Origin of the sequence: Chryseobacterium sp. RU37D, assembly GCF_900156075.1 — a bacterium.
In the GTDB taxonomy this organism is placed as follows: Bacteria; Bacteroidota; Bacteroidia; order Flavobacteriales; family Weeksellaceae; genus Chryseobacterium.
The window spans coordinates 1-26,667 of the sequence record NZ_FTMM01000001.1; the positions used below are offsets into that span (position 1 = coordinate 1).

The following is a 26,667-nucleotide window of genomic DNA, read 5'->3' on the forward strand; positions in this document are numbered from 1 at the left end:
TTTAAAAGTAAGCTACAGTAGCTATTATAAATGGAAAGCAAGACCTCTTTCTAATAGAGAGAGACGAAAAAGAGAGATAAAAAAACAAATAACATCTATTTATTTTGCATCAAAGCAACGCTATGGAAGTCCCAGAGTTACTGTAGAATTAGACTCATCAGGTTTTAAGACCTCCAGAATAACGGTTGCAAAATATATGAAAGAGCTTGGTTTAAGAAGTAAATTAAGCAGGAAATTTAGAGTAACAACAGATTCAAAACACAATTATTTGATTGCAGAGAACCTCCTGAATAGAAACTTTTTGGTTGCCAGTCCATCCCAAGCTTGGGTCTCTGACATCACTTATCTCCAAACCAAAGATGGTTTTTTATATCTAACAGCAATTATAGATTTGTTTGATAGAAAAGTGATTGGTTGGAGCTTAAGTACTGGGATGAGTACCACGGAGACAAGTTTAGCTGCCTGGAAAATGGCTGTCAAAAATAGAAAAGCGGACAGTAAATTAATTTTTCATTCAGACAGAGGTGTTCAGTATGCAAGTAAAAAATTCACAAATACTCTTGCTTTTTATGGAGTAAAAAGGAGTATGAGCAGAAAAGGGAATTGTTGGGATAACGCAGTGGCTGAAAGCTTCTTCAAGTCATTGAAAACAGAACTAATTTACGGAAACAAGCTTATCACAAGAGAACAGATGGAACTTGAAATTTTTGAATATATTGAAATATGGTACAATAAAAAAAGAAGACACAGTACCCTGAATTATCAAACAATAGAAGAATTTAACAATCAAAACAAAATTTACAAAAATGTAGCTTAACTCTAACTGGAAATTTTATTTGCATATCCAGTTTATTACTTCGTATTTTTCAAATAATATTTACAGACTGATTGCTTTTGCTTTTCTGATCCATATTACAGAAGGTTTTATCTTTAATAATTATTTCTCTTACTGTATCGGAAGATTCCCGAATTCTGCTGGTATAGCAGGTGGTTTAACTGGCGGCGTTGCCTTTATAATCACTTCGGCAATCAGCTATGAATTTGCGGCGATGATCAAAACCTCAAATTCAGTTACAGATAGCGGAAGGTACTTTTAAAACTAAAAAAGCCCCTTTAAAAAGGAGCTTTCATTTATCAAGATCGAAATTAAATTCCGTCAATAATTTCATTTAAAACAGTACTTGGTCTCATTGCCGCATACGTTTTGTATGTATCGGTTTTGTAGTAGCCGTCAATATCCTGAGGTTTACCCTGAGCCGAAATCAATTCCTGGTTAATAACTGCCTCATTTTCCTGCATTGCCTGTGCAACCGGAGCGAATTTTGCAGCCAATTCAGCATCAGCATCCTGGTTTGCCAATGCTTCAGCCCAGTACATTGCCAAATAGAAATGAGAACCTCTGTTATCTATTTGTCCTACTTTTCTTGCAGGAGATTTGTCAGTTGCTAAGAATTTAGCATTTGCTTCATCCAACGCATCAGCTAAAACCTGAGATTTTGTATTTCCTTGAGTTTGAGCTAAATGTTCTAAAGAAGCCTGTAAAGCCAGGAATTCACCTAAAGAATCCCATCTTAAGTAACCTTCTTCGATGAACTGCTCAACGTGCTTCGGCGCAGAACCTCCGGCACCTGTTTCAAACAAACCACCACCGTTCATCAATGGAACGATAGAAAGCATTTTTGCAGAAGTTCCAAGCTCAAGAATTGGGAAAAGGTCAGTAAGATAATCTCTCAATACGTTCCCGGAAACAGAAATGGTATCTTTTCCTTCTCTTGCTCTTTTTAGTGTTTCAGTCATGGCATCTTTTACATCCATAATTCTGATGTCAAGCCCGTTTGTATCGTGATCTTTAAGATATTTTTCTACTTTTTTGATGATTTCCCTGTCGTGCGCTCTTCCTTTGTCTAGCCAGAAAATAGCGGGAGTATCAGATAATTTTGATCTGTTTACTGCTAATTTTACCCAGTCCTGGATTGGAGCATCCTTAGTCTGACACATTCTGAAAATATCACCTTTTTCAACTTTTTGAGAAAGAAGAACATTTTCGTTTTCGTCCTGAACTTCAATTGTTCCGTCAGCAGAAGCCTGGAAAGTTTTGTCGTGAGAACCATATTCTTCAGCCTTTTGAGCCATTAATCCGACGTTTGGAACAGAACCCATTGTGGTAGGATCTAATTTTCCGTGCGCTTTCATATCATCAATTACAGCCTGATAGAAGCCTGCGTAAGAACGATCCGGAATGATACAAACAGTATCTTCTTCTTTACCGTCTTTATTCCACATTTTTCCTCCGCCTCTTACCAACGCAGCCATCGATGCATCAACGATAATGTCAGAAGGAACGTGGAAATTCGTAATTCCTTTATCAGAGTTTACCATAGCCACTCTTGGTCCTTCAGCAAGAGCTTTTTCAATATCAGCCTTGATTTCAGCTTCCTGAGCATTTCCTTTGATTTTTTCGAAAAGATCAGCAAGACCATTGTTTGGATTAATATCTAAAGATTTGAACGTCTCAGCATATTTAGTGAAAACCTCTTTAAAGAAAGTCTCTACGATCGCCCCGAAAATAATCGGATCAGAGATCTTCATCATCGTAGCTTTCAGGTGTGCGGAAAGAAGTACGTTTCTGTTTTTAGCTTCTTCGATAGCTTCCTGTACGAAAGCTTTCAATGCATTTAAATTCATCACGGAAGAATCGATTACTTCTCCGGTCTGGAGGTTTGCAAAATCTTTTAATTGAGTTTTAAAACCGTCATTTCCTTTGAAAATGATTTTGAATTTCGTAGCATTTTCTACGGTTGTTGAGGTTTCAGTTCCGTAGAAATCACCTCCGTTCATGTGAGCTACGTCTGTTTTGCTATCAGAAGCCCAGTCGCCCATTCTGTGAGGGTTTGCTTTGGCGTAGTTTTTAACAGCTTTTGGAGCACGTCTGTCAGAATTTCCTTCTCTTAATACAGGGTTTACGGCACTTCCCAACACTTTCGCATATTTAGCTTTGATCGCTTTTTCATCCTCATTTTTAGGCTCAGCGGGGTAATTCGGAACTGCGAAACCTTTCGATTGCAATTCGGCGATAGCCTCGTCTAGCTGAGGAACAGACGCTGAAATATTGGGTAATTTAATGATGTTTGCATCCGGCTGAGTTGCCAATTGACCCAATTCTGCCAAGGCATCACCAATTTTCTGGTCATCTTTCAAAAATTCCGGAAAGTTGGCCAAAATTCTTCCTGCCAAAGAAATATCTGGCACCACGATCTCAATGTTTGCAGATTTTGTGAAAGCTTTTACAATTGGTAAAAATGAGTGTGTAGCCAGCATTGGAGCTTCGTCCGTAAGGGTGTAGTAGATTTTTGATTTGTCTGACATTATACTGTTATTTATTATTTGATTTTTAAGACTCACAAATTTAGTTAAAAATTAATTTTTTTGAATCAATCCTAAATAAGATTTTCCATTTTAAGAATTATTTAACCTTTATCTGAAAGAAAAAGCCTGTATTTTGATTAAATTTGAAAATAGAATTAAAAAAAGAATTATGTCAACTACAATTACATTAAAAGGAAACGAAGTACATACTGTGGGAATTCTTCCGTCTGTCGGAACTACAATCAGAGATTTTGCTCTGGTAGATTCAGGATTGAATGTAAAGACTCTGCAAAATTTTGAAGGGAAGAAAAAAGTTTTTAATATTTTCCCAAGTATCGATACACCAACTTGTGCATCTTCTGCAAGAAAATTCAATGAAGAAGCTTCTGCTCTTGACAATACTGTGGTAATAAATGTTTCAAAGGATCTGCCTTTTGCTCTGGGAAGATTTTGTGCAGCTGAGGGTTTGAGTAATGTGGAAACACTTTCAGATTTCAGAAGCAGTTTCGGAGATGATTATGAAGTGGCCATCGCTGATTCCCCAATGAAAGGATTGCTGAGCCGTGCAGTGATTGTTACGGATGTAGACAACAAGGTGGTGTACACAGAGCAGGTTTCGGAAATCGCCAATGAACCGAATTATGAAGCAGCTTTAGCAGCATTAAAATAATTATAAAAATAATTTTTGTAGAAGCCTTGTGATTTTCACAGGGTTTTTTCATTTAAATACGAATGCAATAATTTAAACACTAATAATTTATAATGAAGTAGGATTATCAATAGGAGCGGGCTTTAGCCCGCTTAATAAAACCATTTCATTGGCTTTAGCCAAAACTTACTAAAATAATAAGCTATTTTGTGTTTATTTTGTAAAAAAATTAGAGCCATTTGTGTTTAAAAAATACTGACTCAAATCAATAAAAATTAAAATCAATACCCCTACCTTTACATCATGAAACGTTCCGGAACAGCAGATTTACCCCTTCATTACGGCAAGGTACCGCCCTGGCTTTATGAGCGTATGTCGATTCTAGGGCTTTCAATTGTTGAGGTAATTTTGATGGATTATGGCAAAGACGAGGTTCTTCGCAGGCTTGCCGATCCGTTTTGGTTCCAGAGTTTTGGAGCGGTGATGGGAATGGATTGGCATTCTTCAGGAATCACAACTTCCGTCATGGGTGCTTTGAAGCGTTCTATTAATCCAAACTCACAAGCTCTTGGACTTTATATATGCGGCGGAAAAGGCAAATTTTCTCGCGATACACCTTCGGAATTAATTCAAATTGCGGATAAAACAGGTTTAAACGGAAATGAGCTGGTGAAAGCCAGTAAATTGTCTGCAAAGGTGGATAATACAGCCATTCATGATGGGTATCAATTGTATCTGCATAATTTTATCTTGTCTGACAACGGAAACTGGAGTGTTGTACAGCAGGGTATGCACGAGTCAGACGGTACGGCAAGGCGTTATCACTGGCATTCTGGGAATATAAAATCTTTTGTGGAAGAGCCTCATACAGGAATCAACGGGATTTTCAGAGGAAAAATTTTAAACTTAACCGATTCTGAAGCCTCGGAAAACAGAAAAGGAATTTTAGAAATTTCAAACACCGATTCGGCGGAAATTATGAGCGATTTTTCGAGGTTAATTCTTCCCAATCATCATGATGTTCGGGCTTCTGATGTAGATTTAAAACGTCTCGGGGCACTTTTATATGTAACCCGTGAACAGCAGCCGCAGAATTTTGAAGATTTATTGATGCTGGAAGGCGTTGGTCCGCGAACGATGCAGTCGCTGGCTTTGGTAAGTGAGGTAATTCATGGTGCGCCATCGAGATTTAAAGATCCGGCAAGATTTTCCTTTGCTCATGGCGGAAAAGACGGCCATCCTTTCCCTGTTCCAACTAAAGTGTATGACGAAAGCCTGCAAATTATCAAGTCAGGAATAGAAAAATCTAAGCTCGGAAATTCAGATAAATTAAAGACTTTAAATAAACTTCATCAAATTATTGAGACTACAGAAAAAGATTTCACACCCAATTTTGATATTCAGGAAGTTATTGAGGAGGAGAGGCAAAACTCATGGCGATTTGGCGGTAAAACTGTTTTCGGGGATGCTCAGAAGCCTTCAGCTCCTCAACTGATTCAGCTCTCTTTGTTTTAAGTTCTCTTATAGTTAATCGGCATGTTTGTCATTCTGAACGAATCGAAGTGAGAATCTACTTAAATATTGTAGAGATTTTTTCCTTCGTCAGAATGACAGATTGAACTTTACGATAAATCTGTTTAATAATTTATAATTAATATAAAAAGCTCAGAAATACTTGTGTATAAAGAATTACACAGAAACAATCTACCACAATTCATTATTTTGTTTAACGTTTCTTTCGTCATTTCCGATAAAAATTCTATTTTTAAGCTCTTAAAAAACATTCACTGATGAGTAACAAAGCCTTAGAAATCTGCTACGATTTCCCTTTTTTCCTATCCGAGGAGCTTGAAGAAATATTTCAGGCCCATGAAAAAGTAATTTTCCAGAAAGGTGATTTTATTCTAGAAGAAAATAAAACGGCTAATGAATATTATATTTTGGAAAAAGGATTAGCACGCTCATTCGTTAATGATTTTAATGGAAACGAAGTAACTACACACTTCTTTGTAGAAAATGAAGTGATCATTGAAGTTTCATCATTATTTCAGAGAATCCCTACACAGGAAAATATTGTCTGTATTACAGACTGCGAATGCTGGAAGTTCAGTTTTGAAACTTTCCAGGAACTATTTCATAAAATCCCCAACCTTAGGGAATGGGGAAGGGCGTGGATGTCTCAGCAGCTTTTTATATACAAGCAGCGTTCTGTAGAAATGTTTACTCTTTCTGCTACAAAACGTTATCTTAATCTTCTCGAACAAAAATCGCATGTGATACAATTTGCCCCTTTAAAGCAAATCGCTTCCTATCTGGGAGTTACAGATACTTCTTTAAGCAGGATTCGTAAAGAATTGGTTTCTCATCCCAGGAAAGTTTAAATCTTGTCTTATGGCAAGTTGATTTACATTGTGACTTGGTAATTTTGGTTAAAAGTTTAACATTAAAAATTACAAAAAATGCAAATCAACCAAATTTATGTAAACCTTCCTGTGAAAGATGTTCAGAAAACAAGAGCATTCTGGACGAAGCTGGGGTTTTCTGTCAACGAGCAGTTCTCTGATGAAAAGGCAATCTGTGTTGTACTGAAAGAAGATCACATCTATGCCATGTTTCTGAAAGAAGAGTTTTTCAACACTTTTACAAACAGGCCGATCGCAAAAGGCGACACCACTCAAACCCTTCTTGCCATTGGCGTAAACAGTCGTGATGAGGTTGATACTATGGTAAAAACTGCGATTGAAAACGGAGGTTCAAAATACAGTGAGCCACAGGATCACGGCTGGATGTATCAAAATGCTTTTTCTGATCTGAACGGGCATCAATGGGAGGTGATGTTTGCTGAGATTTCCCAGTTTCCTGCTCAATAATTATCGATTCAAATTAAAACTTAACAAAAAATTACAATATGAAAATCAATCAGATTTATGTCAATCTTCCGGTAAAAGATATTGAAAGTACAAAAGAATTCTGGACGAAATTAGGCTTTTCAATTAACGAACAAATTACTGATGAAAAAGCAGTTTGTGTAATATTAAGCGATAATATTCAGGTAATGTTTTTAACAGAGGAGTTTTTCCAGACCTTTTCTGAGCGGCCTGTTCCGAAAGGCGATACCACGCAGGTTTTGGTAGCGATTGGTTTAGGCAGCCGCGAAGAAGTTGACAAGGTTGTAAATGCAGCCGTAGCTAACGGAGCCTATCAGCACGAAGAACCACAGGATCACGGATGGATGTATCAAAACTCTTTCTGGGACATCAACGGTCATGGCTGGAACGTCATATTTGCAGATCCTTCGCAATTTCCAGGATAATATTTATTAAATCTAATTTAAATCTCTCACGGATTTTGGAGATAACGCAGAGATTATGTATAAAATTAAATATTAAAAATCTGCATAATCTGTGAGAAAAATACCCAAAATTTAAAAGAATGAAAAACGATATTGAAATTGTAAAAACGCAGATATCCAGTAATTACAAAGTAATCTCAATGAATATCGAAGGAATTACCAATGAAGAAGCAATGGTTTTCCCGAAGGAAGAAGCCAATTGTATGAACTGGATTTTAGGGCATCTGATTTATATCAGAAATCCTTTACTCAACATTTTAGGTGAAGAATCTGTTTGGGATATGGAAAAATTCTCTGCATATAATCGTGGAGAAATCCCTTTAGAGAGAAAGGACGAATTTATTTCTTTCGAAGAATTAAAATCATACTTGAAAAAATCTCAGGATAAGCTGGAAGAAAAACTCAATACTATGGAGGGTTTCGGCACGGAAACTATTAAAGATATTTCCACACTTTGTCTGCATGAGATCTATCACGGTGGTCAATTAGGTTATTTGAGAAGAATTCTCGGAAAACCCGGCGCAATTAAATAATTTTCGATACAATTTCATAAATGTTTTTCACAATTGAACATCAATCTATCAATCATATTTGATAGGTTTTGGCTAAAGCCAATTTAAGAACTATTTATAAGCGGGCTAAAGCCCGCCCTTTGATACCCTTTTTCATTATAATTATTGAGCTATTTGTTTAAGTAAATAAAAATCAAACAAAATGGACACATCAACATCAAAAAAATTAGACATTATCATTCCGGCTTTCCGTGGGCACAGCCAGAATTTTCTTATGGTTCTGGATGGCATTTCCGAAGAAAACGCCTTAAAAAGAATCGAAGGAAGAACTAACCACATCGTTTGGATGGCGGGAAATTTCCTGGATATGCGTTACGCTTTGGGATTTATTCTTGGACTGAAGGAAGAATTTGAATTTAAAGATTTTTTCTTTCAGGGAAAAGCTTTGGACGAAAATTTAAAATACCCGACCTTACAACAGTTGAAAGAAAGTTTTCATAAAATTTCGCCACTTGTATATCAAAGATTATTAGAAGTAACGGATGAAGAGTTGGATAAAGCATTTCCAATGGGGATGAATATTGATTTCTTCCCGGAAACAGTCCTGAATTTTGTAGGAATGTGCATCGGCCGTGAAGATTACCTGTGCGGGCAGATAGGATTGATGCGCAAAATCCTGAACTACGAAGGAATGAAGTATGAATTTGATAAAGATTTAAAATACTAAAATGAATCCTGTAGAAAAAGGTTATAAGCGGGTCAACGGAATCCGGTTGTACTACGAAATTTATGGTTTCGGAAAGCCATTAGTACTGATTCATGGCGGCGGTTCTTCCATCTTGTTTGATTATAAAGAAGTCATTTCAAGACTGGAAAACAAGTTTCAATTAATCGGAATCGACCTTCAAAATCACGGTATGAGCGATCACCGTGATATCCCGGAAACCTTTGAGCAGGACGCGCGGGATATCGCTACACTTTTAAAGGAAATCAATATTGAAAAAGCTTCATTCTGGGGTTTCAGCAATGGTGGAAATACAGTAATGCAGGTTGCTCATCTTTATCCTGAAATCGTAGATAAGCTGATCATCGCGTCTGCTTTTTATAAAAGAAATGGCATGATGGACGGCTTTTTTGAAGGAATGATGCTGGCTACATTAGACTCTATGCCGGAGCCGCTTAAAATGAATTTTTTAAATCTTAATCCCGACTTTCCAAAACTCGAAAATATGTTCGACAAAGACAGCAAAAGAATGCAGACTTTTGAAGATTGGGGCGCGGACATTTTGAAAGGGATAAAATCCCCGACATTATTCATTTCAGGCGACAAAGATGTCATGAAACCGGAACATACCGTTGAAATGTGGCGTTTGGTTCAAGGCTCGCAATTAATGATTCTTCCTGCCACCCACGGCTCTTACATGATGGCTGATTTCGGAGGAAACACCGATACAAAACTCATCGATTTTACTGTAAGTGAAATTGAGAAATTTTTAAATGGTTAATTGATTTAAACTTTATATTAAGACTCTTTTAGAAGAACAATAACGTACAAAACAGAATTTAAAAAATAAATATCATGGCTAAATTAAATCCATACTTAAATTTTGACGGAAAAGCAGAAGAAGCTTTTAATTTTTACAAATCCGTTTTTGGCGGAGAATTTTTAGGTGAAATTCATAAAATGGGCAATGCTCCGGGAACAGAAAATTTGTCTGAGGAAGAAAAAAATAGAGTAATGCACATCGCGCTTCCGATTGGGAATGATTTGTTGATGGCATCAGACATTGTTCCAAGTTTTGGGCAAAGCCTGAATGTAGGAAATAACAATTATGTTTCGATTTTCCCGGAATCTAAAGAGGAAGCAGACAGGCTTTTTAAAGGTCTTTCTGAAGGCGGAAATATTGAAATGCCGATTGAAGATCAGTTCTGGGGTGACTATTTCGGAAGCTTTCAGGACAAATACGGAGTTCATTGGATGGTGAACTATAACGAAGAATACACAAAATAATCTTATATTTAAACTAAATTATAAAAAAAGGGTAATCGAGTTTTTGATTGCCCTTTCACTACACTACATAAAAATACAATTATATGGAACCTATAAAAATTGACATTACGATTTTAGCCCCTGTACAAAAGGTTTGGGATTATTACAATGGCCCTAAACATATTACAAAATGGAATTTTGCACACGAATCCTGGCATTGTCCAAGCTCTGAAAACGATTTAAGAGTTAGCGGGAAATTCAAAAACAGAATGGAGGCAAAAGACGGAAGTTTCGGGTTTGATTTTGAAGGGATTTATGATGAAGTAATTCCAAATGAAAGAATAAAATACCATATGGAAGATGGAAGAAATGTAGAAGTAGTTTTTAATAAAATTGATGAAAATACTACGAATGTGAAGATCGTCTTTGATCCGGAAAAGCAAAATCCTGTGGAAATGCAAAGAGATGGCTGGTACGCCATCCTTAATAATTTTCATAAATATGTAGAAAACAATTAAAATATCCTATGTAGATCATGATCAATTTAGTAATAATGGCTAAGTGTTTAAACTCCATTTGCGCTGTAAGTCATGTGGAAAGGAGAGATTTTTTACAAGGTATCATAGCAATGCCCGCAAGAAGGGCGCTTGAAAAAGAAAAAATAAATTCTCTGGAAAAACTTTCAGATTATTCAGAAGAAGAAATTTTAAAATTACATGGTTTCGGAAAAAATGCCATGCTCAAGCTAAAAAACCACATGAAAGAAAATCATGTTTCTTTTAAAAACAATTAAAATACTTAAAGCAGTTTAAACACAAATTGCACAATAATTCCTTGTGAAAATTTGTATTTATAATTGTTTTGAAATAAATCAAACTTAAAATTAAATTATGAATAATAATATATTCCCATGTCTCTGGTATGACGGAGATGCAAAAGAATCTGCAGAATTTTACTGTAAAATATTTTACGGAAAAATTACAGCAGATACACCGGTTGTGATGAATATTGAAATCTTCGGACAGAAGCTGATGCTTTTAAACGGCGGCCCGCATTTTACTAAAAATGCTTCAGTTTCGTTCATGGTCATCTGTGAAACAGAAGATGAAGTGCAAAAATACTGGGATCAACTGATGGAAGGCGGGATTGCGCTGATGCCTTTGGATTCTTATTCATGGAGTAAAAAATACGGTTGGGTACGGGATAAATTTGGGGTTACATGGCAAATATTTTTAGGTGAAAAACAATTTGAACAAAAAATTATTCCTACATTAATGTTCATCCATGAAAACAATGGAAAAGCATTGGAAGCCATGGAATTATACACCAAAACTTTTCCAAATTCCAGCCTCGGGAACATTTTGAGATACGGAGAGGGAAGCGAAGGCCATCCTATTACCGAACCGGCGGAAAATATCCAGCATGCCCATTTTGTAATTGATGATTATCATTTTTTCTGTATGGATAATTCTTATGATCATCAGTTTGATTTTAATGAAGGTATTTCAATGGTTGTAATGACCAATGATCAGGAACAAACCGACCATTTATGGAACAGCCTGACCTTAGATGGCGGAAGAGAAAGCATGTGCGGATGGCTGAAGGATAAGTTTGGTTTCAGCTGGCAGATTGTTCCTAAAAGGCTGATTCAGCTTATGAGTGATCCGGATAAGGAAAAAGCACAGAATGTTGTCCAGGCGATGATGAAGATGCAGAAAATAATTATCCAAGATTTGGAAAATGCTTATAATTCATAAAGATTAAAATAAGGAAATTGGAAGTTAATGTTTTTCCTTTTAAAATTAAGATGAATTAAAAACTTCCGGTTTCCTAATCGCTCACTTGTCTCTTCGGCTTGTTGTTTGATGCTATTTAAAAAAAGATTTGCATATGAAAACACAGAACAAGTCAAAAGCCAAATCAGAAGTCCCTAAAGACGGGCTATTTCCTGAGATTATCCGTGAAGATTATAAAGGAAGCGGAAAATTACTCCACAAAAAAGCCATTATTTCAGGAGGTGATAGCGGAATTGGGCAGGCAGTTGCCGTTCATTTTGCAAGAGAAGGAGCCGATATTGCAATCATCTACAAAGAAAGTGATGATGATGCAAAAGAAACCCAGTATCTGGTAGAGAAAGAAGGGAAAAAATGTCTCTTGCTGAAAGGTGACATTTCTGAGAAGAAAAATCAGAAAAAATTTCTTGATAAGATTAAAAAAGAATGGGGGAGTCTGGATATATTAGTGAATAACGCCGGGATTCAGTTTCCGAAGGATGATATCGAAAACATTTCGGATGAGCAGATTCTTAAAACCTTCAATACCAATATCATTTCCATGATTTCCTTTACCAGGGACTGTCTGCCGCTGATGGGCGAAGGTTCCAGGATTATCTGCACGACATCCGTTACGGCCTATCGTGGAAGTAATCATCTCATCGATTATTCCTCTACAAAAGGGGCGATCGCAACTTTTGTACGTTCACTTTCAGCGAATCTTGCAGAAAAGAAAATTCTTGTCAACGGTATTGCTCCGGGCCCTGTCTGGACACCGCTTGTGAAGGAAACATTTGATGATCTTTCGACTTTCGGAAAAGATACTCCGCTGAAACGTGCCGGACAACCTTCGGAGGTAGCGCCAGCTTATGTTTTTTTAGCTTCACAGGATACTACCTATATTACCGGTGAAATCATTCATATTAACGGAGGTGATTTTGTTGGAGGATAAATTGAAGTAATATAGAATCATAACAATCTCAATCTTAAATATAATGGAAAAATTAAATTTTGAAATACAAATCAGTGCCGAACCTGCCAAAGTATGGAGTGTTTTATGGGATGAAATTTCATATCAGCAATGGACATCGGCCTTTGCAGAAGGTTCTTTTTATCAGGGAACACTGGAAGAAGGCAGTATTATCAAGTTTTTTGATCCCGACAATAACGGAATGTACAGCCGGATTGAGAAAAATATTCCCAATGAAGAAATAAAATTTTTACATCTTGGTGAGATTTATAACGGAATCGAAACGCCGCAGGATTGGGGAGAGGCTACTGAAGCCTGGATTTTGGAGGAAAATGAAGAGGGGACAAAATTAAAATGTAAAATACAGACTTCCGAAGAATTTAAAGAATTTTTTGTTGAAAAATTTCCAAATGCTCTGGGAATTATCAAAAACCTTTCTGAAAACCAACTTTAAAATTAGACACAAATATTCATAAATATTTTCACTATTGTGCAGTAAAAAACTAAATAGATTTTATTTGTGTTATTAGTATAAAAAATTAGTGTAATTTGTGTTTAATTTAAAAAAATAAAAAATATGGAAACACTATCTTACGAAAAAATAATAGATGCTCCGAAGCAAAAAGTCTGGGATGTACTTTGGGGAGCTGAAACTTATGGTGAATGGACGAAGTTTTTCAGCCCGGGTTCCCAAATGAAATCCGACTGGAAAGTGGAAGGAAAAACGTATTTCCTAAATGCCGAGGGAGAAGGGATGGTTTCTACAATTGATAATATTGATGAGCCTAACCAGATCATTTTTAAGCATTTAGGAATGGTAGATAAAGACGGAAACGAAGATACACGAAGTAAAGAAGTGATGGAGTGGAGCGGCTGTTTCGAAAAATATATTCTGATTGATTTTGACGGAAAAACAAAGCTTCACGCTGAGGTACAGACTGAAAAAAGCTGGGAAGAGCAGATTAATAAAGGCTTTATACAAGGCCTGGAAGTTGTAAAAAAACTTGCTGAAAATAATTAATATGAATTGAATAAGTTATTTCCCGCAAATTGCACAGCTTCAAAATGTTTTAAATTGGAATAGTATAATTTGTGGGAAACAAAGCTTTAAACACTGAAGTACTGCGATGCCTCTTTCTCATTTAACAAAGATGAAAATTTCGCAGGTATCATTGAGTTTAAGTTTTTTAAAAATTATTATATTACTGTTATCGACTTTAAATCAAAAGAAATACGAATTTACGACGATAAATAATTATATAAATCATTCTCAATTAAATTTACGAAAGCTCATAGGTCTCACTTATGGGCTTTTTTAGCTTTAAAAATGGTAAGCTTTCAAAGAAATTTAACACATAATCTTTATATTAGATAAAAGAAAAAATAAAATATTTTAAATTTATTAAAGTAAAATAAAATTTCCAATCGTCATAGGAATATGGAGATTGTCGAAAAAATAACAATGCCACAGAAGGATAAGGAAAATATCATCTCACAAACCGTTTCAAAATACGGAGGAAAGCTGATGTCGTACATTCGCCCGAAAGTGAAAAATACGGAAGATGCGGAAGATGTTCTGCAGGAGGTGTGGTATCAGTTCAGTAGCCTTACCAATCTTTCTGAAATTGTGAATGTTGGCGGTTGGCTGTACAGAGTGACGGCAAACAAGATTACGGACAAATATCGCAAAAAGAAAACTGAGAATTTAGAAGATTTCGTTTACGAAGATGAAGACGGAGACTTTTCTTTCAAAGATATTTTGCTGATGGATGAAAGTGCAGGCCCGGAAGTGAAAATGTTTCAGGATGAAATCTGGAAAAAACTTTTTGAAGCCCTGGAAGAACTTCCCGAAAAGCAAAGACTGGTGTATGTGGAAAACGAACTCAACGATAAAACCCTTCAGGAAATAGCCGATGAACAGGGCGAAAATATAAAAACAATTATCAGCCGTAAAAACTATGCTGTAAAGCATTTAAGAAACAGATTGAGAAAATTATACGAAGATTTAAATAGTTAGTAAAAAGTAAAATATGAATCATAAGCATAAAAAAGGGTGGATTTTTTTAATTCTTTGTCCGCCATTAATTTTACTGGGCGTTACATGGATCGTCATGGCTCTTTGGAATCATCTTCTCCCTGAAATTTTAGGAGTGAAATTGATAACATTCTGGCAGGCAATGGGAATCCTTGTTTTAAGCAAGATCCTTTTCGGAGGCTTCCATTTCGGGAAAGGCGTCAGAGATTTTAAACAGAAAAAAATGATACGCGAAAGAATGATGAATCTTACCCCGGAAGAGAGAGAGAAGTTTAAAGAAGTTTGGAAAGACCGATGCTCAGGAGGTTTTTTCAGCAGGCAAAATAAAACAAACGAATAATTAAATTTTAGAAGTAGTAAAGTAAAATTAAAATGTATTCGTCTATATAAAAAACAAAAAGTAGTAAAATTTAAAATTTTAAAACAATGAAAAATTCAGCATTAAAAGGTGCTCTTGGAGCATTAGCCGTTGTGGGTATCGCATTGGCGGCCAAAAAAATTTCGCAAAGAAAAAGATTCATGAAAGGTATTTTTGACGAATATGGAATCAAGGAAAAATCTCCTTTCGGACTAGCCGATAAGATTAGAGAAATGAATGAAGAGCAATATCAGGAACTAAAAGGAAAGTTCAAGAAAGAATTTGCCTCAAGATGCCACAGAGGTTTTAAAAAGAAAGAAAACATCGCGGAAGCGTAATAGAAAGTAACTAAGTTTAAATTGTCTGTTTGGGTTCGGGAAGCTTTGCTTCCCGAACCCAAACTTTTTAATGTCATTGCGATAAGCGGAGCGAAGAAGCAGTCTCCAAAGTATTTCAGCTTCCAACATAGGTTTCCCGCTTTTAGCAGATTTTTTAGGTTTTCCAGCTTTCTGAACTTACATTTTTCGAGGGTTTGGTTCGGCGGCGAAGCCGCCGAACCAAACCCTCGAAAATAGGCTCAAACAATCTCAAAAGTTTTTTCTAAACATAAATCATTTAATACTTGCCGAGATGCTCCCGGCATGACAATAAGACACATCCAACTTTCACCCTTTGCTGAGTGAAGCGCCTTTGCGAACGGGAATATTCACAATCATGTCAAAAAAATCTTTGCGTGCTTTGCGTTTAAGCAAAACACAATTTAACAAATATGACAAACTATTTATTCGTGTTATTTGCAAGAATATTTATGTCATTTACGTTTTAAACAAAAAAATAAAATCCTTATTTTTGTAAAGATTAATGAAAGATTACTACTATTTTCTCGGTATTTCACAGGATGCTTCGGAAGAGGACATCAAAAAAGCTTATAGAAAGCTATCCTTAAAATATCACCCGGATAAAAATGAAAACGATGATTTTTTTGCCGATCGTTTCCGTGAAATTCAGGAAGCGTATGAAACATTGAGTGACAAAAGCAGGAGGCATTCTTATGATCAGAATTTAGAAAGCCATCAGAAAAATTTCAGATATAATGTCCCGCCATCTATAAAAATTTTTACAGCGAATAAAATTCACGCTAAAAAGGGAGAGGAGATCATTATCAATTGGCAGACACAAAATGCCGATGTCGTGAAAATTTTACCGTTCGGACTGGAAAAGGCTTACGGCGAAAGAATTTTTAAAATTACAGAATTTAAGGACGGGAAATTTCAGCTTTTGCTTCACGCGACCAATTCACTTTTGCATAAAACTGTCGTTCAGGGAATTACAATTACAGAAGTTTTTGAGAGCGAAGGAGAGAAATTCAGGGATAAAGCAGAAGAGCTATTCAAGTCACAGCCCAAAACAGCAATGAATCCGCATGGTCAGCCAAAAATTGTGAGGATCATCGCAGGTATTTTGTTACTGATTCTGGCGGTTTATTTTTTGATAAAAAATTTCGGAGGTTAAGCCATTTTCTTCCTTCCGGGACACTTTTTGCACCTTTTCCCCTTCTTGAATTTTTTACAGCAAGACTTCTTGTCTCCACAATACATTTCTTCAGTATTTATTGAAAAAGCAGGTGCCAAAGGTGGCACTTTGAATGGAACAATCATATTCATGGTGCAAATATATTAATTTAGAATAAATACAGATAATAAATTTTCATAAATTATCCCGAAGCTGATTTTTAACAGTTTATATAAAAACTTTGATTGTCCTTAAGATGTAATAATTAAAATCTTTGTGCACTTAGTTGAGTGAAATGCCTTTGCGAGCCTTAAAAACAATTAGTAGTAACAAAATCTTTGAGAGCATTGTTTTAAAATTAAATATTATGACTTACGGATCATAAAAAATAAAAGTACTAAAAACTCAGTGCTGTCGATGCCTGTATTCACCACGCTTCGGCTTTTTTATTTTCAAAATTTCTTACCTTTCCATAATTTCCTTCGACACCCATTCTCAATTTTTTAAAAGGCTGAAATACTACATTGAGCCCAATATTCTGAAAATTTTTTGACATATCTTTTAGGATATAATCCTTCTTTCCAACGCTGGAGTAGCTTGCAAAAATTACGGAGCACCATTGCTCATTCCACCAATGTTCATACATTCCGACAAAGTTGAAAAGACTTAGTGTTTCCAACATATTTTTATTATAAATGTTAGGAACAGCATCATATTTTTCGCCGTTCAGGTCGCTGTTGTTTGTTGCAAATCCTTTTCCGTAAGAGGTTTGGAATCTGAAATTATTAGTATTATTTATAGTTCGCTTCCCGGAAATCATACCGCCCCAGCCAATCATTGTTTTGGTTTTATACGGGCTGTCGATTTCATATTTCATGTCATAGCTCATGGGGGAAATTATGGCTCCGGCTTTTATATAATCTTTCTCGTCTCCATATCTGTAAAGCGCTGTAAATGTTGGGATAATGGCTCTTTTTTTCCAATTTAAAGAATCTATGGGAAGCGAAATATCCGGCGTATTTGGGTCTTCAAGAGAGAAGGATAAATTTTCTTTCGGTGAAATTTTCTGCGAATATCTTACCTGCATCCTTCTGTTGAATAAAAGTCCGTCTGGCCCGATAAAATCAAATATATTTGGGAAAACTTCCGGATCGGAAAAATTACTCCAGGTTTGTCCGGCGATCCAGTTTTTCCATTTGATATATCCTTGGCGGAATCTTGGAGCAGTCGTTTTATTAGGACCATAAAGGTCAATTTCTACATAAGCCGAAAAATTATCGTCGCCTTTTGGATTTTTTTGTTTAATTCCCAACCCTATTTGTGACTGTTTTACACTGAAATTGCTGCTGGCGATATTCCGTTGTGGAATTTCTATAGACTGCGCAGCAAAACCCTCTACGGACTTCATATCCTGAAAATTTACGGTAAAATCTGTCTGCAGGAAGCCTTTCAGATAAAGTTCCCATTCATTCTGATCTTCTGCCTTGCTTTTTGTAAGCGTGATTTGGGAGTATACTTTTACATTTAGAAATAGCCCAATAATCAATAAAGTAAGAAACTTTTTGTCTGGTTTTTTCATCGTATTTGTGATTTAATATTATGATTCTTATTTAATAATGCTTGTGATTTAGATTAATTTTCATTCAGTTTTTAAACAAACTGTAAATCTTTAATTATTAATTAGAATTTGATTTAAACATTTAATTATTTGATTTTCAGGTTTTTAAATTTAAAATTGAAGCTACGGAATAATTTTTAAACCGGATTTTATAAGATTTTAAACGAAAATTTCTTCAAATGAAGTTTTAATTTAACGATTATGACTTTATCGGGAAAAATATTCTTTAAATTATTAAGTATTTGTAAAAAAATCCATCAATATGTTAAGAAAAATGAAATTGAATTTTAATCAAAAAAATATTTAAAACGCATTAATTTTAAAACTGATAAGCTTGTTTCTTTGCTATTTCTGCAATTTTGTGATGTTGTATAATCTTGTAAATTATTGTAATTTTACCAATCTTTTTTACAAACAAAATCTAATAAATAAAAATGAATACAGAACAGTTTGTGAGCCGTCACATTTCTTTAAATGAAGCCGATAAACAGGCGATGCTGGGAAAAGTTGGTGTTTCAAGTATCGAAGAGCTCATCTCTCAAACCATCCCTTCTTCTATCCGTTTAGAAAAAGATCTTGAAATCTCAGAACCGCTTTCAGAATACGAAATGTTGATTCATTCAAAAGAGTTGGCATCAAAAAATACTGATTATACAAGCTATATCGGTTTTGGATATCACAATACACTGCTGCCATCAGCTATTCAGAGAAATATTTTCGAAAATCCGAGCTGGTATACGGCTTATACTCCTTATCAGGCAGAAATAGCGCAGGGAAGATTAGAAGCTCTTCTTAATTTCCAGACTGTTGTATGTGATCTTACAGGTTTTGCTTTGGCCAATGCTTCATTATTAGATGAATCCACAGCGGCGGCGGAAGCCATGCACATGTTCTTCAATAACAGAACGAAAGATCAGAAAAAAGTAGGAGCAAACAAATTCTTCGTTTCAGATTTAGTATTGCCTCAGACCATTTCTGTTTTAAAAACGAAGGCTGAAGGTCTGGAAATCGAGATCGTGGAAGGTGACCACAAAAAGCATGAGTTTGATGGTTCTTATTTCGGGGTTTTATTACAGTATCCTGGCAAAAACGGTATTGTTTTAGATTATACAGGAAACATCGTTGAATATAAAAAATTAGATCTTCAAGTGGTTGTGGCTTGTGATCCGATGGCTTTGGTTAAGCTAAAATCTCCTGCTTCTATGGGTGCTGACTGTGCGGTTGGAACCACTCAAAGATTTGGTATTCCATTAGGATATGGTGGTCCTCACGCAGCTTTTTTCTCTTGTAAGGAAGATTATAAGAGAGATATTCCGGGAAGAATCATTGGGGTTTCTCAGGATGCATACGGAAAACGTGCATTGAGAATGGCTTTGCAAACTAGAGAGCAGCACATTAAGAGAGAAAGAGCAACTTCAAACATTTGTACAGCTCAGGTTCTTTTGGCTGTAATGGCTGGAATGTACGCTGTTTATCACGGTCCTAAAGGATTAAATTACATCGCAGATCAAATCCACTTTAAAGCTAATGCTTTGAAAAACGGTTTGAAAGCTTTAGGATATCAAACTGTTGAAGAGCCTATTTTCGACACTGTGAAAATCACAATGAGCGAACATGAAAAAGGAAGATTAATGAGAATGATGCTTGATCATAAATTAAACTTAAACTACTTCACGGAAGGTGTTGTAAGTATTGCGATCAATGAAAGCACAACATTGGATAAACTGAACTATCTGATGGCTTCTTTCGCTCAGTTTAAAGACAAGCAGACTTTCAGATTAGAAATCAAAGAAGGATACAGCATTCCGGAAGAGAATTTAAGAAAAGACGAAATTCTTACGGAAGAGGTATTCAATAAATATCACACGGAAACAGAATTGATGCGTTACATCAAGCGTCTGGAAAGAAAAGACTTATCATTAACCCATTCAATGATTTCTCTGGGTTCTTGTACGATGAAATTAAATGCAGCAACACAAATGTTACCGCTTTCCTGGGATAATTGGGGAAGTGTTCACCCGTTTGTACCGGTAAACCAGGCGGGAGGTTATCAGGAAATGATCCGTGAACTGGAAAAAGATTTAGCAGAAATCACAGGTTTCGCAGGAACTTCTTTGCAACCAAATTCCGGAGCTCAGGGAGAATATGCAGGATTAATGGTGATCAGAGAATATCACATTTCAAGAGGTGAAGGTCACCGAAATGTAGTATTGATTCCTCAGTCTGCACACGGAACAAATCCTGCTTCTGCAGCAATGGCCGGAATGAAAATCGTTGTAGTTAAAAACCTTGAAAACGGGGAAATTGACTTCGAAGATTTAAAGGCAAAAACAGAACAGCATTCTGAGAATCTTTCTTGTGTAATGATCACGTATCCGTCAACTTACGGGTTCTTTGATGCCAATATTAAAGAAATTACAGCATTGATCCATCAGCACGGCGGACAGGTTTATATGGATGGTGCAAACATGAACGCTCAGGTAGGATATACAAGTCCTGGAAACATCGGAGCAGATGTTTGTCACCTGAATCTCCACAAAACTTTCGCTATTCCTCACGGAGGTGGAGGTCCTGGAGTTGGTCCAATTTGTGTGGCTAAACATTTGGTTCCTTTCTTGCCTTCAAATGCAAACATTAGAATCGGTGCTAAAGAAGCTATCGATGGTATTTCTGCAGCACCGTACGGTTCTGGTTTGATCCTGAATATCTCTTACGCTTATATCAAGATGCTTGGAACTTCAGGATTGAAAAAAGCAACTGAGCACGCGATCTTAAATGCTAATTATTTAAAAGAAATTTTAGCTGAGCATTTTCCTATTTTATATTCAAATGAAAAGGGAAGAGTAGCTCACGAATGTATCGTAGATTTCAGACAGTTCAAATCGTTAGGAATTGAAGTGGCTGACGTTGCAAAAAGATTGATGGATTACGGTTTCCACGCTCCTACGGTATCTTTCCCGGTTGCAGGGACATTAATGATCGAACCAACTGAGTCTGAAAGCAAAGCAGAAATCGATCGTTTTGCAGAAGCTTTAATTGCTATCAAACAGGAAATTGATGAGATTGCAAACGGAGAAGCAGATCCTGCAAACAACGTTCTGAAAAATGCGCCTCATACGGAACAATTGGTGATTTCTGATTCTTGGGATAAGCCGTACAGCAGAGAAAAAGCGGCGTATCCGCTGGAGTGGGTGAGAGACCACAAATTCTTCGCTTCTGTTTCAAGAGTGGATGAAGCTTACGGAGACAGAAACCTGGTTTGTACTTGTGAGCCGATTGAAGCTTATATGTAATTAAAGTTTTTTGAATATAAAAATCCCTTTCAGTGATGAGAGGGATTTTTTGTGTCATTGCCAGGAGTGAAGTGACCTTTTAGTACTGTAAAAATATAATCTTTAGCCTCGGCAAAAGAAATATCATATTTCCTCAATATTTCTTAAATCTTCAGGGAATTTCGACAACAAATTATCATAAAAAACGCCAGAAAATTAGTTCTTTGTTCTGAATAATAAGGTTGTACAGGTTCATTTTAATTTAATTTTATACAGCATAGATAAAACTTTTATGGCTGATATTGATAAAAAATAAAAGCCGGAACAAAAGGAGATGTCCGGCTTTTGCCATAATTATAATTGAAAATTTGCTGTGAAAAAATATTTCCTTAATAAGATCAATCCAAATGGGTTGAAATTTTAAAACATAATGTTTTATGAGTGATCTGGTTTAGTTTTAAATTTTCGAAATTAATTTCTTTCTTTTCTTGCTGTAGCAAAATAAGAAGCAAAAACTACTAAACTTGTTGTAATTCCGATGTAAGTGACCATTTTGTCTTATTTTTAATTATTTGTCTTTTTTTTTGTTAATTCTGTATTGCAATATTACAACATTATATTGATATGTAAAATTAATTAATAGTGATGTTTATCAGTTAGTTAAGTAGTGTTCATTGAAAAATTGTTAATATTTTGTTTACAATTATTTAATGCATTTTTGTATTAATATTGATAGATTAATTATATTTCTATTAAATAATTATTAATCTGTCAACGCTTTTATGATTTATATTTTCAAGCTGATAAATACAATTAAATATAATGTTATGCATAAAAATTTTAGATGAATGTATTTTTGTGTTAATTTTTGTTTGTAAAATTCTCATTATAATGAATTAATTTCTTATTGGAATAAAAAAATGACTTCCGTATCCGAAAGTCATGAAGATTATTTTCTTTTGTTGGCCTTTTCATAGCTTTTTGCATAGAAATATGCTGAAGTTACAAGGCACGTTGTAATTAATGTACAGGCAATCATTTTTTCTCATTTTTTGTGTTGTGAAATATAATCTCAAAACATATGCCAATTAATTTTATAATACTGTAAATCAATTTAGTATGAATTAATTTTTTATTGAGGATTGAAAATATTTCACAATTTAGTACTCCAATAATGATAGATTGCAGATAGAAAATTTTGTATCATTTAGAATTATGGTTAAAGTTTATCCTTGAAATTTTTTAACATTTTAATCAATAAAGTTTTTGATCATTCTCACAATAGAAGCTTCTTCTTTTTCCTTTGCCTGTTTGTTTTTTAATTAGTTTTTTTCCGCACTTCGGACATATAGATTTTGTGTGAGCCAACCAATGTTTTTTCAGCACAAATTCTCTTTTCCATCTTAGAAAATCAAAACTGTAATTTCGCGCTTCTGCAATCAGCTCTTTGATCTTCCTCGAAGGCATATTTCCGAGAAGGCTTTCCGGTTGTACACCAATTCTGAACAAAACTTCATTTTTAATAATATTACCGACACCGGAAAAAATATCCTGATCCATCAAGGCATCACAAACCATCATATCAGGATTTGATTTTAACTTTTTTTCCGCTTTTTTAGGATTCCATTCATCACTCATAATATCTGCTTCCCAATCAATTCTTAATAAGAATTCCAGATCTACAGGTTTTACACTGCAAGTATAAAAATACATCATGCCATCCTTAAAAATCAGTGAAAGACGTAGGCTTTTGTCGGGTTTTATCTGCTCATCAACGCTGTAGGAACCAAACATAAGCAGGTGGATCCTTATTGCGCTGTCATCAAAAACCAAATAGGTTTGTTTTCCAAAAGTGCGAATTTCCCTTACAATTTTCCCTTTCAGATATTCTTTATCGAAGTTGGCATTTCCATGAGCTTCCGTAATTTTGCTGCCCACAAATTTCTGCAGGCTTTCTTTCATTAGTATTATAGAAGGTCCTTCAGGCATAATATCAGTTTTGAAACAAAAGTTCAAATACTATTCCGTAAAAATAAAATTTGAAGTAATTTTGAAAAATGATGAATTTAAACCAGATTTTTACCAATCAGCGTACAGGAAACAATCCACATACAAAAGCTTCAAGAACTGATTTTCAGAGGGATTTTGATAGAATTATTTTTTCATCCGCTTTCAGAAGACTACAGAACAAGACGCAGGTATTTCCGCTTCCGGGAAGTGTTTTTGTGCATAACCGGCTGACCCATTCGCTTGAGGTTTCTTCTGTTGGGCGAAGTCTGGGAAGTGTTATCGGGGAATTCATTCATGATACTTTTAAAAATGACCTTACAGAGGATGCAAGGAACTTTTATCTTTATAATCTTGGAAATGTGATCGCCGCCGGCTGTTTGTGTCATGATGTAGGGAATCCAGCTTTCGGGCATTCCGGTGAAGATGCCATTGCAAGCTATTTTGAAAGGAATGAAAGTGATCTGAAACCGAAATTTAATGAAAAAGAATGGGCGGATCTTGTTAATTTTGAAGGAAATGCTAATGCGATCAGGGTTTTGTCCCAGCAACAGCAAGGGAAAGACGCCGGCGGAATCCAGCTGACATTTTCAACGCTGGCAAGTATTGCAAAATATCCGTGCGAAGCCATTGCAAGAGACAAAAAAGTTCTTCATAGAAAGAAATTCGGCTTTTTTCAAAATGAAAAAGATATTTTTCTTGAGATAGCAAAAGAAACAAATTTAATTTTAGAAGGAGAAAATCCTCATATTTTTAAAAGACATCCGTTTGTGTGGCTTGTAGAGGCCGCTGATGATATCTGCTACAATATTATTGATATGGAAGATGCACACCGGTTAGGTATTGTTTCTACATCCGACTGCGAGAATCTCTTCTTCGAGCTCGTGAAATCTGAAACTGATGACATCAAAAGAATAAAAGATAAGTTGGCTTCAATTTCAAATGGAAATGAAAAAATTTCTTATTTAAGAGCAAAAGTTATTAATGCTTTAATCAATAAATCGATTGAAACGTACAAGCTGAATTTTAATATGATCCTAGATGGAAGTCTAGATAAAGCCCTACTTGATATGTATAAATCTGAAAATGAAGCCCTCAAGGAAATTGAAAAATTTTCTATTGCAAAAATTTACAATCATAAAGCGGTGGTGGAAATCGAAAATGCCGGCTACAATGTGATGTATGAATTGCTAAACCATTTCATTCCTTCTATTTTAAAGACAAAAGAAGAACGAAAATCTTATGATAAAATGGCTCTGAAACTGCTCCCGCAACAGTTTGTTTATGAAAACGGAACCGACTATCAGAAGGTTTTGGGTGTTATTGATTTTGTTTCCGGGATGACGGATAATTTCGCCACTGATCTTTATAGGAAAATCAAAGGTATCGATATCGGAATGACGGTATAAATTCAAGGTAAGGAAGATAGGAGAGTGAAGCGGTTTATATCCTCTATCTTCCAGCTATCCAAGTTATTAAGATATATGGGTCTCATTCAATTTTTTTTATTATATTTAAGCAAGCACAGTTGAAATTTTTTTAACTGAACAAAAATTATTATGACACTAAAAAATTAAAGCTATGACTTTTCTTCTGGCACCCCTTATATTCTTTGGGCTTATTATTTTATTTGCTTCATTTTTTGTAGTAAAGCAGGAAACGGCTGCTATTATTGAAAGATTTGGAAAATTCAAGTCGGTAAAGCATTCCGGGCTTCATCTAAAGCTTCCCATTATTGATCAAATTGCAAAAAGATTAAATCTGAGAATCCAGCAGCTTGATGTAATCATTGATACAAAAACATTGGATAATGTATTTATCAAAATGAAAATTTCTGTACAATATCAAGTGATCAGAAATCAGGTGGCAGATGCATATTATCGTCTTGAAAATCCTGAAAATCAAATTACATCTTTTGTTTTTGATGTAGTAAGAGCAGAAGTTCCTAAAATGAAGCTTGATGATGTTTTTGTACGAAAAGATGACATTGCCGTTGCAGTGAAAGGTGAGCTTCAGGAAGCCATGAATAGCTATGGTTACGATATTATCAAGGCTTTGGTAACAGACAAGAGTTACAAGAAACAGGTATATTTGCCATGGACTGGCGAGATTATATGCCAGATATTGGAAGATTTACAGGGATGGATGTTCTTGCAGAAGACTACGCAAACCAAACCCCATATCATTTTGGCATGAATAATCCTGCTAATTATTCTGATCCTACAGGGCTATACAGCGTTTCTCAGGGTGGAGATAGGATTGATCTCGATCCAAGCGAGTTTGGAGCTTTTTGGAAGAAATATAAACATGGTATTGCCGGTAGTGGTTCCATGGGTTCAATAAATAGTGTGTTTAAGGAAATAACCACCAGTGATCAATATGCTCTCAATAGAGATATTCCTGAGCTTATAATACAAGGCTCAAGATTGAAGCATGCTTTTACCGGTGACTATTTTTTTAATAGTGACAAAAAAGCGATTTTCAATCATTTAAATAAAAATATTGGTGCTATGGCTACAATTACTCAATGGAATGGTGATCGAGGTTTTAGAGGTAATTGGGCCGCTAAATTATCCTACGGAATGTTTAATAATTTTTATTTAGCATTACAGACGGTAGATACTTTCAACTGGTTAAATGGCAAGTCGATGTCAGGATATACAGGACGGGAAGCATTCAGTAATATTGATGGTTCTTCTCAATTTGATTCTGGGGATCGATTAATGGCATTTTCCACCACATTTAATCCTTTTGGTCCTAAGATGACTTTAAATGTTCCATTTAGCTTTGGTCAAATTGGAAAAAGTATTTTACCACAGTCAGCATTCAGAATGACAGAAAAATTAGCACCTTTAAATGCAGCACAGTTTTCAAGTTTTTTTAGAGGTACAGCAATTTCCAGAGCAGCACCTGTAACAAGAGGATTTATGAATAGATATCTAAATAAGGGATTAAATGGTGTAAATAGTGTAGGAATGTACAGGACATTATATCCTATAGTAGCAAAATCAGCATTACCCAACAATAAACATAATAATTACTAATGGGGATTTTTGAAGTTATTTTTCAGATTATTTTTACCACCTTAATAGGAAATAACATTTATTATCTGGTAAGAAAGATTATCGGAGATAAACGCAGCTATAAAGAAATTATTAATAGCGAGAAAGAAGATGGATGGAGATACGGAACAGGAATGTTTGTAATGTTTGCATTTGTTATTTTTCTTGTCAAATGCACTTCATAGATTTTAG

At 35.4% G+C, this 26,667-nt stretch carries 28 protein-coding genes and 1 pseudogene; 26 read left to right on the forward strand and 3 right to left on the reverse strand.

The window, feature by feature from the left end:
- Positions 1–817 (forward strand): IS3 family transposase (locus tag BW926_RS00005; protein ID WP_076443345.1); only part of this gene is annotated, 817 nt, incomplete at its 5' end.
- A 19-nt stretch (positions 818–836) separates the two neighbouring features.
- Positions 837–1,097 carry a hypothetical protein gene (locus BW926_RS00010; protein WP_076443346.1) on the forward strand — a complete coding sequence of 87 codons (261 nt, stop codon included), beginning with the start codon at positions 837–839 and terminating at the stop codon, positions 1,095–1,097.
- A gap of 49 nt (positions 1,098–1,146) precedes the next feature.
- Here BW926_RS00010 and BW926_RS00015 read toward each other — a convergent pair whose 3' ends face one another.
- Positions 1,147–3,366: an NADP-dependent isocitrate dehydrogenase gene (locus BW926_RS00015; protein ID WP_076443347.1), complete on the reverse strand. Its 2,220-nt coding sequence runs from the start codon at positions 3,364–3,366 to the stop codon at positions 1,147–1,149.
- Positions 3,367–3,535: 169 nt separating this feature from the next.
- On the opposite strand from BW926_RS00015, the gene tpx reads away from it, so the two are divergent.
- The 19 genes from tpx (at position 3,536) to BW926_RS00110 (ending at position 16,516) form a co-directional block, all read left to right on the forward strand.
- Positions 3,536–4,036: a thiol peroxidase gene (tpx, locus tag BW926_RS00020; RefSeq protein ID WP_076443348.1), complete on the forward strand. Its 501-nt coding sequence runs from the start codon at positions 3,536–3,538 to the stop codon at positions 4,034–4,036.
- A 282-nt stretch (positions 4,037–4,318) separates the two neighbouring features.
- Complete coding sequence (locus tag BW926_RS00025; protein WP_076443349.1) at positions 4,319–5,530, forward strand: DUF763 domain-containing protein; 1,212 nt, start codon at positions 4,319–4,321, stop codon at positions 5,528–5,530.
- 275 nt (positions 5,531–5,805) lie between these two features.
- The gene (locus tag BW926_RS00030) at positions 5,806–6,396 is read left to right on the forward strand and encodes a Crp/Fnr family transcriptional regulator (RefSeq protein WP_076443350.1); all 591 of its coding nucleotides are present in this window, start codon (positions 5,806–5,808) and stop codon (positions 6,394–6,396) included.
- A gap of 78 nt (positions 6,397–6,474) precedes the next feature.
- Positions 6,475–6,885, forward strand: coding sequence for a VOC family protein (locus BW926_RS00035; protein ID WP_076443351.1), 411 nt, complete (start codon positions 6,475–6,477; stop codon positions 6,883–6,885).
- Positions 6,886–6,923: 38 nt separating this feature from the next.
- On the forward strand, positions 6,924–7,328 hold the full coding sequence (locus BW926_RS00040) for a VOC family protein (RefSeq protein WP_076443352.1): 405 nt from the start codon (positions 6,924–6,926) through the stop codon (positions 7,326–7,328).
- A gap of 119 nt (positions 7,329–7,447) precedes the next feature.
- On the forward strand, positions 7,448–7,900 hold the full coding sequence (locus tag BW926_RS00045) for a DinB family protein (protein WP_076443353.1): 453 nt from the start codon (positions 7,448–7,450) through the stop codon (positions 7,898–7,900).
- Between the two features lie 181 nt (positions 7,901–8,081).
- Positions 8,082–8,606, forward strand: coding sequence for a hypothetical protein (locus tag BW926_RS00050; RefSeq protein WP_076443354.1), 525 nt, complete (start codon positions 8,082–8,084; stop codon positions 8,604–8,606).
- A gap of 1 nt (position 8,607) precedes the next feature.
- The gene (locus tag BW926_RS00055; RefSeq protein WP_076443355.1) at positions 8,608–9,384 is read left to right on the forward strand and encodes an alpha/beta fold hydrolase; all 777 of its coding nucleotides are present in this window, start codon (positions 8,608–8,610) and stop codon (positions 9,382–9,384) included.
- 74 nt (positions 9,385–9,458) lie between these two features.
- On the forward strand, positions 9,459–9,890 hold the full coding sequence (locus BW926_RS00060) for a VOC family protein (protein ID WP_076443356.1): 432 nt from the start codon (positions 9,459–9,461) through the stop codon (positions 9,888–9,890).
- Between the two features lie 83 nt (positions 9,891–9,973).
- A complete protein-coding gene (locus BW926_RS00065) occupies positions 9,974–10,387 on the forward strand; it encodes an SRPBCC family protein (RefSeq protein WP_076443357.1) in 414 nt (137 codons plus the stop codon).
- A gap of 35 nt (positions 10,388–10,422) precedes the next feature.
- A complete protein-coding gene (locus BW926_RS00070; protein ID WP_228403360.1) occupies positions 10,423–10,662 on the forward strand; it encodes a helix-hairpin-helix domain-containing protein in 240 nt (79 codons plus the stop codon).
- 97 nt (positions 10,663–10,759) lie between these two features.
- Positions 10,760–11,626: a VOC family protein gene (locus BW926_RS00075; protein ID WP_076443359.1), complete on the forward strand. Its 867-nt coding sequence runs from the start codon at positions 10,760–10,762 to the stop codon at positions 11,624–11,626.
- 133 nt (positions 11,627–11,759) lie between these two features.
- Entirely contained in the window at positions 11,760–12,593 is an 834-nt protein-coding gene (locus BW926_RS00080) for an SDR family oxidoreductase (RefSeq protein ID WP_076443360.1), read from the forward strand.
- Positions 12,594–12,636: 43 nt separating this feature from the next.
- Positions 12,637–13,065, forward strand: coding sequence for an SRPBCC domain-containing protein (locus BW926_RS00085; RefSeq protein WP_076443361.1), 429 nt, complete (start codon positions 12,637–12,639; stop codon positions 13,063–13,065).
- Between the two features lie 123 nt (positions 13,066–13,188).
- On the forward strand, positions 13,189–13,632 hold the full coding sequence (locus BW926_RS00090) for an SRPBCC family protein (RefSeq protein ID WP_076443362.1): 444 nt from the start codon (positions 13,189–13,191) through the stop codon (positions 13,630–13,632).
- A gap of 417 nt (positions 13,633–14,049) precedes the next feature.
- Positions 14,050–14,628 carry an RNA polymerase sigma factor gene (locus tag BW926_RS00095; protein WP_076443363.1) on the forward strand — a complete coding sequence of 193 codons (579 nt, stop codon included), beginning with the start codon at positions 14,050–14,052 and terminating at the stop codon, positions 14,626–14,628.
- Positions 14,629–14,641: 13 nt separating this feature from the next.
- On the forward strand, positions 14,642–14,986 hold the full coding sequence (locus BW926_RS00100) for a hypothetical protein (protein ID WP_076443364.1): 345 nt from the start codon (positions 14,642–14,644) through the stop codon (positions 14,984–14,986).
- A gap of 86 nt (positions 14,987–15,072) precedes the next feature.
- Positions 15,073–15,342: a hypothetical protein gene (locus BW926_RS00105; RefSeq protein ID WP_076443365.1), complete on the forward strand. Its 270-nt coding sequence runs from the start codon at positions 15,073–15,075 to the stop codon at positions 15,340–15,342.
- A gap of 523 nt (positions 15,343–15,865) precedes the next feature.
- Positions 15,866–16,516: a J domain-containing protein gene (locus BW926_RS00110; RefSeq protein WP_076443366.1), complete on the forward strand. Its 651-nt coding sequence runs from the start codon at positions 15,866–15,868 to the stop codon at positions 16,514–16,516.
- A 427-nt stretch (positions 16,517–16,943) separates the two neighbouring features.
- Here the strand turns inward: BW926_RS00110 and BW926_RS00115 are convergent, their stop codons facing one another.
- On the reverse strand, positions 16,944–18,095 hold the full coding sequence (locus tag BW926_RS00115) for a DcaP family trimeric outer membrane transporter (RefSeq protein WP_076443367.1): 1,152 nt from the start codon (positions 18,093–18,095) through the stop codon (positions 16,944–16,946).
- Positions 18,096–18,568: 473 nt separating this feature from the next.
- Between BW926_RS00115 and gcvP the strand changes: the two genes are divergently transcribed.
- Positions 18,569–21,427 carry an aminomethyl-transferring glycine dehydrogenase gene (gene gcvP, locus BW926_RS00120; RefSeq protein ID WP_076443368.1) on the forward strand — a complete coding sequence of 953 codons (2,859 nt, stop codon included), beginning with the start codon at positions 18,569–18,571 and terminating at the stop codon, positions 21,425–21,427.
- Between the two features lie 1,233 nt (positions 21,428–22,660).
- Here gcvP and BW926_RS00125 read toward each other — a convergent pair.
- Positions 22,661–23,395, reverse strand: a complete 735-nt coding sequence (locus BW926_RS00125; protein WP_076443369.1) for a DNA-formamidopyrimidine glycosylase family protein — start codon at positions 23,393–23,395, stop codon at positions 22,661–22,663.
- A 71-nt stretch (positions 23,396–23,466) separates the two neighbouring features.
- On the opposite strand from BW926_RS00125, the gene dgt reads away from it, so the two are divergent.
- The 4 genes and pseudogenes from dgt (at position 23,467) to BW926_RS00145 (ending at position 26,660) form a co-directional block, all read left to right on the forward strand.
- The gene (gene dgt, locus BW926_RS00130; protein WP_076443370.1) at positions 23,467–24,822 is read left to right on the forward strand and encodes a dGTP triphosphohydrolase; all 1,356 of its coding nucleotides are present in this window, start codon (positions 23,467–23,469) and stop codon (positions 24,820–24,822) included.
- Between the two features lie 172 nt (positions 24,823–24,994).
- Positions 24,995–25,501 (forward strand): annotated as a pseudogene (locus tag BW926_RS00135) (SPFH domain-containing protein); the annotation flags it as partial.
- A 26-nt stretch (positions 25,502–25,527) separates the two neighbouring features.
- Positions 25,528–26,457 carry an RHS repeat-associated core domain-containing protein gene (locus tag BW926_RS00140; RefSeq protein WP_228403361.1) on the forward strand — a complete coding sequence of 310 codons (930 nt, stop codon included), beginning with the start codon at positions 25,528–25,530 and terminating at the stop codon, positions 26,455–26,457.
- Entirely contained in the window at positions 26,457–26,660 is a 204-nt protein-coding gene (locus BW926_RS00145) for a hypothetical protein (RefSeq protein ID WP_076443372.1), read from the forward strand. Before BW926_RS00140 ends, BW926_RS00145 begins: the two co-directional genes overlap by 1 nt.
- The last annotated feature ends 7 nt before the right edge of the window (positions 26,661–26,667 follow it).